We start from the raw sequence: 13,158 nt of genomic DNA, 5'->3' as shown, positions 1-13,158 counted from the left end.
TGTTACCTGTCATGGTATAACCACGTCAGACCCCACGGGAGCTTGGATAGAAAACCACCAGTCAGCCGACTTGGTGTGAACAACGTGTTGGAAGTCTACACCTAGGTACTAGGTACTCAGAGCAGTAGAGACCAGGCTCTAGGTTTGAATAGCGAGTTCCTGGTTCCTAAGAGCAGGACCCTAGGTACTAAGTACTAAGAGCAAGAGCGGGATACTGAGGTTTTAGCACCTAGCACCTAGCACCTAGCACCTAGAACCTTTCCCCGAAGTTTGGACAGGTGAAGCCAACAGATAACAGTGAAGCGGGAGGGACACATGGCGCAGGCAGGCACAAAGACCCGGGCGTTACAGCAACGGGCGACGGAGGACCCCAGCGGATTCTGGGGCGACGCAGCGGCGGCGATCGATTGGATCCGCCCCTGGCAACGGGTGCTGGAGGAGGATAACGCGCCCCTCTACCGCTGGTTCGAGGGGGCACAGCTCAACACCTGCTACAACGCGCTGGATCGCCACGTGGCCCAGGGCCGGGGGGAGCAGGTCGCTATCCACTACGACAGCCCGGTCAGCGATACCCGCTACGGGATCACCTACCTGGAGCTGCAGGCCAAGGTGGCCCGGCTGGCCGGTGCCCTGGTGGCCCAAGGGGTCGAGAAGGGCGACCGGGTGGTGATCTACATGCCGATGGTGCCGGAGACGGTGATGGCGATGCTGGCCTGCGCCCGCATCGGGGCGATCCACTCGGTGGTGTTTGGTGGCTTCGCCGCCGCCGAGCTGGCGACCCGCATCGACGATGCTAAGCCCAAGCTGGTGCTCAGTGCCTCCTGTGGACTGGAACCGAACCGGGTGGTGCCCTACAAGCCGCTGCTGGATGAGGCATTGGCCTTGTCGAGCCACCCGGTTCAGGGGTGCCTGGTGCTGCAGCGGATGCAGTGCGAAGCGCAGCTGACACCGGGACGGGATCTGGATTGGTACCAGGCCCAGCAGGGGGTGGAGCCGGCGGAGTGTGTGCCGGTGGAGGCCACCGACCCCCTCTATATTCTCTACACCTCGGGCACCACGGGCACACCCAAAGGGGTGGTGCGGGATAACGGTGGCCATGCGGTGGCACTGGCCTGGTCGATGAGGGCGATCTACGACATTGGCCCGGGAGAGTGCTTCTGGGCGGCCTCCGATGTGGGCTGGGTGGTGGGCCACTCCTACATCGTTTACGGCCCGCTGCTGGTGGGAGCCAGCACCGTCCTCTACGAGGGCAAGCCGGTGGGAACGCCGGATCCCGGGGCGTTCTGGCGGGTGATCGAGCAGTACCGGGTGAAGAGCTTCTTCACCGCCCCCACGGCGATGCGGGCGATCAAGCGAGAGGATCCGGACACCCGCTGCCTCAAGCCCGGCCAACTCGACAGCCTCAGGGCACTGTACCTGGCGGGGGAGCGGTGCGATCCCGATACCCTCAACTGGTCTGCCCGCCAGCTTGGCGTACCGGTGATCGATCACTGGTGGCAGACGGAGACCGGTTGGGCGATCTGTGCCAACCTGATGGGGGTGGATCCGGTGCCGGTGAAGCCCGGCTCGCCCGCGCTGGCGGTGCCGGGCTACCAGGTCGATGTGCTGGATGAGGCGGGTCACCCGCTGGCGGCCGGGGAGAGTGGCGCTATTGCGATCCGCCTGCCGCTGCCGCCGGGCACCCTGCCGACCCTGTGGCAGAACGAGGCCCGATACCGCGAGGCCTACCTGTCCCAGTACCCCAGTTATTACCTCACCGGGGACGCGGGTTACCAGGATGAGGAGGGGTACCTCTACATCATGAGCCGTATCGACGACATCATTAACGTGGCGGGCCACCGCCTCTCCACCGGGCGTTTCGAGGAGGTGCTGTCGCAGCACCCGGCGGTGGCGGAGGTGGCGGTGATCGGCGTAGCCGATGAGCTCAAGGGTCAGGTTCCCCTGGGGTTGGTGGTGCTCAAGTCCGGCATGGAGTTGGCGGAAGAGCAACTCTACCAGGAGCTGATCACCCTGGTGCGACAGCAGATCGGCCCGGTGGCGGCGTTCAAGCTGGTGTCGGTGGTGGATAAGTTGCCCAAGACCCGCTCTGGCAAGATCCTGCGGGGCACCATGCGCAAGATCGCCGATAACCAGGATTACGTGGTACCTGCGACCATCGAAGATCCCACCACCCTGGATCTGGTGCGCCATGCCCTGACCCGGCTGGGTTATGGCCACGCCTCGATCGGCGGTGGGGCCGGCGTCTGAGTGCGGTTGTATGACGGATCTCGTCACCCCCCATGGCGTTGAGGCCTGAAACCCGGCGCATAGAGTCTGGAAAAGTAAAACGGCCCGCATCTGCGGGCCGTTTTGTTGTCTCTGTCGCCGCCCGTTGCAGGGTTGGCATCTCAGGCGGCCAGATGGGCCCAGAGGGTACCCAGGCTCAGCAGGATGCCAAACATCATGGTCAGTCCGGCGGTGCGGCCCAGCAGAGGATTCAGGGCGGGGCCATCGACCCGGTAAAAATCCTGGATAAGACGCAGGGCCATGGGGGCGGCGATGACGCTCAGCAGCATCGCTTCACCGGGCAGCAGGCCCAGCAGCCAGATCAGCGACAGGATGAAAAAGGGCAGGGTGATCAGGACGCGGTAGAGGTGGCGGGCACCGCCGAGACCGATACGGACCGCCACGGTACGCTTGCCCGCTTGTGCATCGGTGCGGATATCCCGGGTATTGTTCACCAGCATGATGGCGGCGTTGAGCAGGCCTACGGTGGCCGCCAGCAGCCAGACCAGCAGGGGCGCATCACCGGTCTGGATGAAGTAGACCCCGACCACCGCCAACAGGCCGAAGAAGAGGAAGGCCGCGACCTCTCCGAGGCCGTGGGAGGCCAGGGGGTAGGGGCCCCCGGAGTACCCCAGGGCACCGGCAACGGCGGCCAGCGCCATCCAGACTACCGGCCAGCCCCCTACTGCGATCAGGTAGAAGCCCACCAGGACGGCGGCCAGCAGCGACAGGGCCATGGCGTTGCGCACCGCCTGGGGAGTCAGCAGCCCTGACTGGGTGACACGGGTGGGGCCCAGGCGTGCGTCGGTGTCGATGCCACTTTTGAAGTCGAAATAGTCATTGGCCAGGTTGACGCCGATCTGCAGCAGGAGGCCGCAGAGCATGGCGCTCAGCGCGATGGCCCAGCTGAAGCTGTCGTGGCTGTACGCCAGCACATTGCCCAGTAACAGTGGGGCGATGGCGGCGGGCAGGGTGCGGGGGCGGATCGCCATTACCCAGTATGAAAAGGTCGTCATGGTGGTCGGGGGCGGCCTGTTTGGGTTGAAGTCGAGCGTCATTGTACCGGTTTTTGTGGCCAGATTGGGGGGATCCCAGTCACGCTGCACTCGCCGTTGAATGTTTATTTTTTGTTTCCAAGTCACAGAAATGGTTCTGGCCTTGGTTAATCCTGTACAAGTGCTTAACAGGAAGGGGACTGGGATGATCAACTTTACCGACAGAGTGGTGATAGTCACAGGTGCAGGGCGGGGACTGGGGCGCACCTACAGCCTGGCATTGGCGGCCCGGGGCGCCACCGTGGTGGCGGTGGATCTGGGGTGCGATCCCGAGGGTGAGAATCCGGACCCCAGCTACATCGAGGATCTGGTGGCGTCCATCCACGACATGGGGCGTGCCGAGGCGATAGGCCACTGTTGCGATGTCCGCAGTGGCAATGCGCTGGATGAGGTGGTGGCGGATACCCTGACGCGTTTCGGTCGTATCGATGGCCTGGTGTGCAATGCCGGTACCCTGTTGAGCTCACAGCAGCAGGCGATCGGCGATGATCAACCCCGTTTGCAGATGGAGATGAACCATTTCAGTACCCTGGAGAGCGTCCGGGCGGTATGGCCGCAGATGAAGCGCCAGGGCTACGGCCGGGTGGTGATCACCGCCTCTCTCTCTGCCCTCTATGGCGACCCGAAGTTGCCGGGCTTCGGTGCCGCGAACGGGGCTAACATCGCCCTGATGCAGAGCCTGAAATGCGGCAGTGAGGCGGATGGGATCCGGATCAACGCCCTCTGCCCGTCTGCGGATACTCGCCTGACGAGATCCCTGGGGCTGTCCCGGATGGCCGAAGAGATGACGCCGGATCTGATGGTGCCACCGCTGCTGTGGTTGCTGTCGGAGTCCGCCCCCAACGGGGAAACGGTCACCGCCGGCGGCGGACATGTGGCCCTGGCCTCGGTGCAGGAGAGCGAGGGGCTTTATCTCGGTGGTGATCGGATGCGCCCCGAATGCTACGCAGAAGCCTGGCAGCGCCTGAAGCAGATGCCGAAGCGGCGTGGGTTTGCCATTCTGGGTGAGCGATTGGAGCGGCTGTTCCAGTCTCTGTTGCGGCAGAGATCCTAACCTGCTGTCATGGCTCTGGTATTTCTCTCTGTGGAGGGTTAGCTTGAGAGTCATCAAGGGCAATCAGGAACAGGCAAAATGGCGGAAGTGTTGCAAAGGTTGGTCAACCTGCTCCAGTTGGAGCAACTGGATGATGGGTTGTACCGGGGGGAGACTCAGGATCTTGGCTTTGGTCACCTCTTTGGTGGTCAGGTTCTGGGGCAGGCGCTGTCCGCGGCCCAGGGGTCGGTGCCCGAGGGGCGAGATGTTCACTCCTTTCACTCCTATTTCCTGCGCGCGGGGGATCTCTCCAAACCGGTGATCTACGAAGTGGCCAACCTGCGGGATGGGGGCAACTTCAGTGCCCGCCGGGTCAATGCGAAACAGCATGGGCGTCCCATCTTCTTCATGACCGCTTCTTTCCACGCCCTGGAACCGGGTCCGGATTACCAGGTCACCATGCCCGAGGCGCCGGAGCCGACCAGTTTTCCCAGCCAACAGGAGCTGGCAGAGCAGCTGCGCCACAAGCTGTCGGCGTCCCTGGTGGATAAGTTCCTGGAGAATGTCGCCATCGAGGTGCGCGTAGCGGAAGATATGCGGCTGCTGGGTAAGGAGCGCACGCCCACTCGTCAGGTGTGGATGCGAACCACCCATCCGCTGCCGGATGACCCCCATATCCATCGCTACCTGCTGGCTTACGCCTCGGACCTTAACTTCCTTACCACCGCCTGCAAGCCCCTCGGCCTGACGCCGTTTACCCCAGGGCTGAAGTTGGCCACCATCGATCATGCCATGTGGTACCACCGGCCGTTCCGGTTCGATGACTGGCTGCTGTTCCAGATCGATTGCCCCACCACGGTGAACTCCCGCGGCCTGGTACGAGGGCAGTTCTTCAATCGTGCCGGCGAGTTGATTGCCACGGCCCAGCAGGAAGGGTTAATACGCCAGCAGCGCTGAGGCCTTGTGGTGCCGGGTTTGTATTGCTATAAGATGCGCAAATCCTTGAAAGGGAATGAACATGTATAAATATTTGGTCATGATGCTGATGACCTTGGCCCTCAGTGGCTGTGTCACTGTGAAGGAGCCCCAGGAGCAGTTCGTGCGGATCAGCGGGGTGGTGACCTTTAAAGAGGCGACGCTGTTGCCGGCCAACTCCAGTATTCTGGTGGCGGTGATCGATGCGGACAGCCCCGGGGTGGTCCTGGAGCAGCGGGAGTACCAGGTGGCCAAGCTGCCGGTGCCCTTCTTCTTTACCGTTCCGGAGGAGATGGTGGACAACAAGGCCAACTACGTGGTCTGGGCCGCGGTTCGGGTGCAGGACAAGATCCTACTGCGGACGCAGAAGTCCTACCCGGTGATCAATAACGGTGTGTTCAACACCACGGTACTGGTGGAGCCGGTTCGCTGAATAACAGTTCCGAATTGTGCTGCACCCGCCCTTTCGCCAAGGAAATTTGATGCAGTGGACAAGCTCTTAGGAACTAGGAGCTAGGCCCTAGTTCCTAAGAGCCGGAGCCAAGCCCAGGGAGCCTGAGCTTTCACGAAAGTGAACGTATTTAGGAACAGCCATTTAGATCGATGCTCCGGAACCAGAAAAACCTTCCTCGCGGAAGGTTTTTTATTGCCCAAAGTGCGGGGCGTACCCGGTGCTGCGTTGGGGTTTCTAAAAGTGAGTTCCTGGTTCCTAGTTCCTGGTTCCTGGTTCCTGGTTCCTGGTTCCTGGTTCCTAGTTCCTAGTGCCTAGCTTTTAGGAGTTAGTACCTAGGCTCTTGCCTTTAGGACCTAGCGCCTAGTACCTAGGCTCTTGCCCTTAGGATCTAGGACCTAGCGCCTAGTACCTAGGCTCTTGCCCTTAGGAGCTAGGAACTCGCGCCTAGCTCCTGGCTCTTGCCCTTAGGATCTAGGAACTCGCGTCTAGCTCCTGGCTGTTGAGAACTGTCGCTTTGCCCAGGAGGGCGCTCAAGGCACATTGTGGCCGGCGGCCGCGGTCCAGATCCTGAACCACTGCTCCCGGGTGAGGTTCAGCTGCAGGGACCCCACCGCCTGGGCCAGGCGGTCGATCTTGCCGCTGCCAAGGATCGGCAGCGGGGCGCTTGGCAGCGCCAGCAACCAGGCATAGAGCACCTGGTCGATGCCGGAAGCCCCCACCTCCTCGGCGATGTCGTGCAGCTCCTGGCGGATCCGCCGGGCCGTGGGGTCTGCGGGGTTGAACAGGCGTCCGCCACCGAGGCAGGACCAGCCCATGGGTCGGATCCTGTGCTGCTGAAGGTGATCCAGGGTGCCATCGTGCAGGGGGGACAGGTGCAGGGGGGAGATCTCAATCTGGTTGGTCACCAGGGGCTGGGAGAGGCGCGACTGCAGTAGATCGAACTGGTGCGGGGTGAAGTTGGAGACGCCGAAGAAGCGTACCTTGCCCTCCCGGTGCAACTGCTCGAATACCGAAGCGACCTCATCGGCATCCATCAGGGGGTCGGGCCTATGGATCAGCAGAAGATCCAGGTGGTCTGTCCCCAGGTTTCTGAGGCTGTTTTCCACCTGGGTCTGGATGTGGCCATAGCTGGTGTTGTAGTGGGGTAGATCAAATCCCTTGGGGCCGGGCAGGCAGATCCCGGTCTTGCTGACAAGCTGAAGCTTCTGCCTCAGGGCGGGTTTGAGTGCCAGCGCTTCACCGAAGGCGGCTTCACAGCGGTAGTCCCCATAGATATCCGCATGGTCGCAACTGCTGATCCCCAGCTCCAGGTGAGATTCAATGAAGCTGAGTCGTTGCTGCGGTGTCATCTGCCAATCCAGCAGGCGCCAGTAGCCGGCGACGAAGCGGGAGAGGGTGAGGCCGTGGAGATCGGCGTGTTCCATGGTGGTGTGTCCTTACGAAAGTCTCATCCAAGGATACTGCCCCTGGTCTGTTAGGTAAAATGCGCAGCCATGAGGTTGGAATGGAACAAGGTTGTAGCAAACTTGTTCTAGCTCAAGGAAATTCAATGGGATAGGGGGTAGGGTTGCGCCATCACCGGGATGCGATGGCCCGACCATGGAGATCCCCGTTGCTGGACTATGGCGAGGGGGAGCGTCGGTAAGCGCGTCAACGCCGGTGGCCGATTTTTTCGAACTCGTTAAGGAGAGCGTGAATGAAACTGCGTCTACTGTCCGCTGCCGTACTGGCTACCCTGACGGCCCTGCCTGTGGCCGCCCACCAGGCCGGCGACCTTATGCTGCGCTTCGGTGCTGCCAATGTGTCGCCAAACGCTGGCTCGCAAGATGTGGCCGGACTGGGTGAGTTTGACATCGACAGTAATACCCAGCTGGGGCTGAACCTGACCTACATGGCCACGGATCACGTGGGTATCGAGTTGCTGGCGGCGACGCCTTTCAGCCACAAGGTGAGCCTGCCCTCCCTGGGCAACATCGCCGAGGTGCAGCACCTGCCCCCGACCTTGATGGCCCAGTATTACTTCGGTGATGCCGGCAGCAAGGTGCGTCCTTACCTGGGAGTCGGGGTTAACGCTACCCTGTTTTTCGAGGAGAAGTTTACCAATGATCTGGACGGTGCCCTGACGGATCTCAGCGCCGACACCTCCTGGGGGGTGGCTGGCCAGGTGGGCGTGGATTACCTCTTTTCCGAGCGCTGGCTGTTTAACGCCTCGGTGTGGTACCTCGACATCGATACCGATGTGAACTTCAAGCTGGGCGGCGAGGCGGTCACCATCGCCACCGAAGTGGATCCCTGGGTTTACATGGTCTCCTTCGGCTATCGCTTCTGAGGAGAACGTTTCTGAGTCCGGCGCTCGCCCGAGGCGGCCGATGCACTGACTGAGACGGCAAAAAACGCCCGCCCCGAATGTTCGGGGCGGGCGTTGTCGTTTTGGGAGGTGGTTTACCCGTTCAGCATCCGTGCCCGCAGGGTGCCCGGGATCCGCTTCATCTGCTCCAGTGCCTCCTCGCCGTGGCGGGTCTCCACATCCATCACCACGTAACCGATCTCGGCGGTGGTCTGCAGGTACTGGGCGCTGATGTTGATCCCCTTGGCGGCAAACGCCTGGTTGATCTGGTTCAGTATCCCGGGCACGTTGCGGTGAATATGCAGCAAGCGGGTACAATCGTGGTGCAGCGGCAGGGAGACCTCCGGGAAGTTGACCGCAGAGATGGAGGAGCCGTTGTCGGAGTACTTCACCAGCTTGGAAGCCACCTCCAGACCGATGTTGACCTGGGCCTCCTGGGTGGAGCCACCCACATGGGGCGTCAGCAGCACGTTATCAAACTCCCGCAGTGGGCTGACAAACTCCTCGGTGTTGGACTTGGGCTCCACCGGGAACACATCGATGGCGGCACCGGCCAGGTGCTTGTCCGCCAGGGCGGAGCAGAGGGCGTCGATGGCAACCACAGTGCCCCGGGCGGCGTTGATGAGGATGCTGCCGGGCTTCATGGCGCTGAACTGGGCCGCGCCCATCATCTCCCGGGTTTCCTCGGTTTCCGGCACGTGCAGGCTGACCACGTCGGCTGCGGTCAGCAGGGCGTTGAGGCTGGGCAGTTGGCGGGCATTCCCCAGCGGCAGCTTGGTCTCGATGTCGTAGAACACCACCTGCATCCCCAGCCCCTCCGCCAGTACCCCAAGCTGAGTACCGATGTGGCCGTAGCCGATGATCCCCAGGACCTTGCCCCGTGCTTCGAAACTGGCACTGGCGGACTTCTTCCATACCCCGCGGTGGGCCAGGGCGTTCTTCTCAGGGATCCCCCTGAGCAGCAGCAGGATCTCCCCCAGCACCAGCTCGGCCACCGAGCGGGTATTGGAGAAGGGGGCGTTGAACACCGGGATCCCGGCCAGCTCGGCGGCGTGCAGATCCACCTGGTTGGTGCCGATGCAGAAGCAGCCAATCGCCACCAGCTTGTTGGCTCGGGCCAGTACCGACTCACAGAGCTGAGTGCGGGAGCGGATCCCGACAAAATGCACATCCTGCAGCTTGTCACCCAAGGCCTCGGGAGAGAGGGAGCCGGTGAGGGTTTCGATGTTGTGGTAGCCGGCATCCCGAAATACCTGCTCGGCGCAGGGGTGCACCCCCTCCAGCAGCAGGACTTTGATCTTGTCTTTATGCAGTGATAGCGGGGTCATGGTCTCCATCCTCGGCACCCTCAAAGTCCTTCAGGATACCGCGTTGCCTAATAAAATCACTCACTAAGGTGTCCATCATCGGTCTCGTAAATCGAGCTATAGCACAACGAGATAGCGCTCAGAATGTGTAAGAAAAAGGGCGCCCCGCCGTCGGACGGCGGGGCGCGGGATCAGCGCACCAGCAGCTTGACCATCAGGCGGTGCAGCCAGGTCCGGTAGGGGGGGTGGATCAGGGTCGCGGGATTGAAGCGGCCCCGCTGTAGTATCGTCTTGGCCTTGGAGAAGGTGCGAAAGCCCTCTTCGCCATGGTACTCCCCCATTCCGGAGGGACCGACACCGCCAAAGGGCGCGTCATCGGCAGCCACCTGCAACAGAGTTTCGTTGATCGCCATGCCGCCGGCGTGGGTCTCTGCCTGCACCCTTTGCTGCAGCTCGGCGTCATGGCTCATCAGGTAGAGTGCCAGGGGCCTTGGCCGGGCCTGGACGTAGGCCAGGGCCTGGTCGATGTCGCGATAGGGCACCAGCGGCAGCAGCGGACCGAAGATCTCCTCCTGCATCACCCGCATCTGGTCATCCACGTTGGTCAGCAGGTGCAGGGCGAGGCGATGTTGCTCATCGTCCCGGGCGGGATTGCACAGGGGGGTGGCGATGGCCCCCTTGTCGACCGCGTCTTCAAGGGTGTCCAGTAGCCGGCGGTATTGGGCGGTGTTCACCACCGAGGTGTAGTCCGGGCTGGCCAGCCCCTTGGGGTAGAGCCGGGTAAAGCGGCGCCGGAAGGCGTCGATAAAGTTCTGCTGCTGCCCCTCCGGAAGCAGGATGTAGTCCGGAGCCACGCAGATCTGCCCGGCGTTCATGCACTTGCCCCAGGCGATCCGCTCCACCGCTTCCTCCATCGACATATCTGGGCCGATCAGGGTGGGGGACTTGCCACCCAGCTCCAGGGTCACCGGCACCAGGTTCTCGGCGGCCGCCCGCATCACGTGACGCCCCACGGCGGTGGAGCCGGTGAAAAAGAGGTGATCGAACGGCAGGCGACTGAAGGCAGCGGAGCGCTCCGCTTCCCCCTCGACCACGGCCACCTCCTCGGGATCAAACTGCTCCGAGAGCAGGGTTTTGAGTACCGCATTGGTGGCGGGGGTGAACTCCGACAGTTTGATCATCGCCCGATTGCCCGCCGCCAGGGCGGTCAGCAGGGGGGCAAGGGCCAGGAAAACCGGGAAGTTCCAGGGCACCATGATGCCGACCACGCCCAGCGGCTGGTACTCCACCCGGATCTTGGCCGGGGCCAGCAGCATTCCCGCATGACGGGAGTCCGGCTTCATCCAGCGCTTCAGACGGCGACGGGTGTAACGCAGCTGGTTGATGCAGGGGAGAATATCGGCGATCACTGAATCAAACTCACTGCGATGGCCGAAATCCTGGCTCAGCGCCCTGGTCAGGGCCTCGCGGTGGCTAATGATCCCCCGGTGCAGGCGGGCCAGCTTATCCAGTCGCTGTGCCAGCGTGGGCATGGGATGGGCGCTGAACGCCTGTTTCTGGCGGCTCAACAACGCGCTGAGATCGTCATGAGTGCTGCGCGTTTCGGCGAGGGAGAGTGAGGGCTGGCTCATGGGGCTCCTTGGTGTGCATCCTGACCCGGCATCGGGCTCTGTTGAGTCCGAAGCTAGCGCAAATAAAAAGGGCCCACAAGGGCCCCTCAGGGTTGGGGGGAGGCCCACCTACTTGAGCAGGGTCTCGATGGCGCCGGTGATCTCCGCGTCATCGGGCTCGGTGCGGGGAGACCAGTAGTCCACCAGCTTACCCTCGGGGGAGACCAGGTACTTGTAGAAGTTCCATTTTGGGGCACCGCCTTGGCGCGCCAGCTCCTGGAAGATGGGGTCGGCATCTCCGCCACGGACAGACACTGGGGTCAACATGGTGAAGCTCACGCCGTAGTTTTTGTAACACACCTCCGCAGTCTCCGCTTCGTCATCGGCCTCTTGGAAAAAGTCGTCGGAGGGGAAGCCGAGGACCACCAGGCCCTGGTCGCCGTACTGTTGGTGAAGGGCTTCGAGCTGCTTGAACTGGCCCGTAAAGCCACAATGGCTGGCGGTATTGACGATCAAAACCGGTTTGCCATCGGTGAGAGCGCACAGGTCTACCTGCTCTTTTGCGTGAAGGCGGCGTTTCTCAGTGTCGAGCCAATCGGGGCAGGCCGCCCAGCTTCCGGCGGAGGCCAGAAGGGTAACGAGGGCCAGGGCGCGGGTTTTCATTTTTAAGCTCCTTGCTGTCAGTCTCCTTGGTCAAACGCAGCGAAGGGGTGCAAGGTTCAATTCGCCAGCGTATTGACCACCAGCCCCGATTATTCGCTCAATGGCGGACGAAGCCAAGGGATAGTGTTGCTGAGGTCATGAACTTCAACGACGCTTGGGCTTTAAGCGGTGCGGCAGCCAAGAGTGTGAGGAGGCGCTGATGGGCGGGCATGGCGATGCCAGTGCGCTGGGAGTGACATAGAGCAGCCAAGGAGCAGTTCAAGTGCGGGCGTGGTAGCGCTATCGATGCGGGGATGATGGATGAGCAACCGGGGCCGCGCGGCCCCGGCTTTTGGAGGGTCAGGCGGTCAGGGTACGGACGCCGCCCTCTTCACCCAGCAGCAGGACATCGGCACCCCGGAAGGCGAACAGGCCGTTAGTCACGACGCCGGGGAGGTTGTTTAGCTTCTGCTCCAGCGCCTTGGGGTCGGTGATCTTCAGGTTGTGCACATCCAGGATCTGGCAACCGTTGTCGGTGATACAGCCTTCGCGGAAGATGGGGTCACCGCCGAGCTTGACGATCTGCCGGGCGATGGCGGCCCGAGCCATGGGGATCACCTCCACCGGCAGCGGGAATTGGCCGAGCACATCGACCCGCTTGCTGCCATCGGCGATGCAGATAAACTGCTTGGCGATGGAGGCGACTATCTTCTCCCGGGTCAGGGCCGCGCCACCGCCCTTGATCATCGCCATCTGGTGATCGATCTCATCCGCACCGTCCACGTAAACTGACAGTTCGCAGACGCTGTTCATGTCGAACACCTCGATTCCCAGGGCCTTGAGCCGCTCGGTGGAGGCTTCGGAGCTGGAGACCGCCCCTTTAATCTGGTCAGCCATGGTGCCGAGGGCGTCGATAAAGTGGTTGACGGTGCTGCCGGTGCCGACACCGACGATGCTGCCTTTCTCGACGTAATCCAGGGCTGCCCAGCCCGCGGCTTTTTTCAACAGGTCTTGAGACATCGCAAACTTCTCCGGGGGAATTTGCGCCGATTATAGAGAGGCTTTCCCCGTCTGTCCTGCGCAATTTCCCACCGGGATGTCAGGGGCTTGCATTAAGCATATTGAATGCTAGTTCTGTGCTCCTAAAGGCAAGAGCCCAGGGACCAGATCCTAGTTCCTAAAGGCAAGAGCCTAGGCACTAAATGGCTGTTCCTAAATATGCTCCACTTTCGTGACAGCTCAGGCTCCCTGGGCTTTGCTTCGGCTCTTAGGAACTAGGGCCTAGAACCGAGTTCCTAAGAGCTTTGTGCTCCACTGCATCAGGTTGCTCTCGCGAACGGTAGGGTGAAGCACAATTCGGAACAGTTATTTGGGTACTAGTTGTAGACTTCCAACACGTTGTTCACACCAAGTCGGCTGACTGGTGGTTTTCTATCCAAGCTCCCGTGGGGTCTGACGTGGTTATACCAT

Annotated in this window: 11 protein-coding genes; 5 read left to right on the top strand and 6 right to left on the bottom strand. The window is 61.8% G+C overall.

The features are described from left to right. Positions 1 to 315 precede the first annotated feature (315 nt). Entirely contained in the window at positions 316 to 2,247 is a 1,932-nt protein-coding gene (locus ABD997_RS12230) for a propionyl-CoA synthetase (RefSeq protein WP_345317325.1), read from the top strand. Positions 2,248 to 2,387: 140 nt separating this feature from the next. On the opposite strand, the gene ABD997_RS12225 is transcribed toward ABD997_RS12230, so the two are convergent. Further along, the gene (locus tag ABD997_RS12225; RefSeq protein WP_345317324.1) at positions 2,388 to 3,281 is read right to left on the bottom strand and encodes a 1,4-dihydroxy-2-naphthoate polyprenyltransferase; all 894 of its coding nucleotides are present in this window, start codon (positions 3,279 to 3,281) and stop codon (positions 2,388 to 2,390) included. Positions 3,282 to 3,465: 184 nt separating this feature from the next. On the opposite strand from ABD997_RS12225, the gene ABD997_RS12220 reads away from it, so the two are divergent. The 3 genes from ABD997_RS12220 to ABD997_RS12210 all read left to right on the top strand — a co-directional run bounded on the left by ABD997_RS12220 (position 3,466) and on the right by ABD997_RS12210 (position 5,761). Next, entirely contained in the window at positions 3,466 to 4,374 is a 909-nt protein-coding gene (locus ABD997_RS12220; protein ID WP_345317322.1) for an SDR family NAD(P)-dependent oxidoreductase, read from the top strand. 78 nt (positions 4,375 to 4,452) lie between these two features. Then, positions 4,453 to 5,310, top strand: a complete 858-nt coding sequence (locus ABD997_RS12215) for an acyl-CoA thioesterase domain-containing protein (protein ID WP_345317320.1) — start codon at positions 4,453 to 4,455, stop codon at positions 5,308 to 5,310. A 61-nt stretch (positions 5,311 to 5,371) separates the two neighbouring features. Continuing rightward, positions 5,372 to 5,761, top strand: a complete 390-nt coding sequence (locus ABD997_RS12210) for a YbaY family lipoprotein (RefSeq protein ID WP_345317318.1) — start codon at positions 5,372 to 5,374, stop codon at positions 5,759 to 5,761. A 551-nt stretch (positions 5,762 to 6,312) separates the two neighbouring features. On the opposite strand, the gene ABD997_RS12205 is transcribed toward ABD997_RS12210, so the two are convergent. Continuing rightward, a complete protein-coding gene (locus ABD997_RS12205; protein WP_345317316.1) occupies positions 6,313 to 7,206 on the bottom strand; it encodes an aldo/keto reductase in 894 nt (297 codons plus the stop codon). Positions 7,207 to 7,478: 272 nt separating this feature from the next. Here ABD997_RS12205 and ompW point away from each other — a divergent pair, with 272 nt between their 5' ends. Continuing rightward, on the top strand, positions 7,479 to 8,111 hold the full coding sequence (gene ompW / locus ABD997_RS12200; protein WP_345317314.1) for an outer membrane protein OmpW: 633 nt from the start codon (positions 7,479 to 7,481) through the stop codon (positions 8,109 to 8,111). Positions 8,112 to 8,224: 113 nt separating this feature from the next. Here ompW and serA read toward each other — a convergent pair whose 3' ends face one another. The 4 genes from serA to rpiA all read right to left on the bottom strand — a co-directional run bounded on the left by serA (position 8,225) and on the right by rpiA (position 12,708). Further along, complete coding sequence (gene serA, locus ABD997_RS12195) at positions 8,225 to 9,457, bottom strand: phosphoglycerate dehydrogenase (protein ID WP_345317312.1); 1,233 nt, start codon at positions 9,455 to 9,457, stop codon at positions 8,225 to 8,227. 170 nt (positions 9,458 to 9,627) lie between these two features. Continuing rightward, the gene (locus tag ABD997_RS12190) at positions 9,628 to 11,067 is read right to left on the bottom strand and encodes a coniferyl aldehyde dehydrogenase (protein WP_345317311.1); all 1,440 of its coding nucleotides are present in this window, start codon (positions 11,065 to 11,067) and stop codon (positions 9,628 to 9,630) included. A 108-nt stretch (positions 11,068 to 11,175) separates the two neighbouring features. Beyond that, complete coding sequence (locus tag ABD997_RS12185; RefSeq protein WP_345317309.1) at positions 11,176 to 11,709, bottom strand: glutathione peroxidase; 534 nt, start codon at positions 11,707 to 11,709, stop codon at positions 11,176 to 11,178. A 339-nt stretch (positions 11,710 to 12,048) separates the two neighbouring features. Beyond that, entirely contained in the window at positions 12,049 to 12,708 is a 660-nt protein-coding gene (rpiA, locus tag ABD997_RS12180) for a ribose-5-phosphate isomerase RpiA (RefSeq protein ID WP_345317307.1), read from the bottom strand. Positions 12,709 to 13,158: the final 450 nt, after the last annotated feature.

Source organism: Ferrimonas gelatinilytica (genome assembly GCF_039544205.1).
GTDB lineage: Bacteria > Pseudomonadota > Gammaproteobacteria > Enterobacterales > Shewanellaceae > Ferrimonas > Ferrimonas gelatinilytica.
This window is presented reverse-complemented; position numbering and strand designations above follow the sequence as displayed.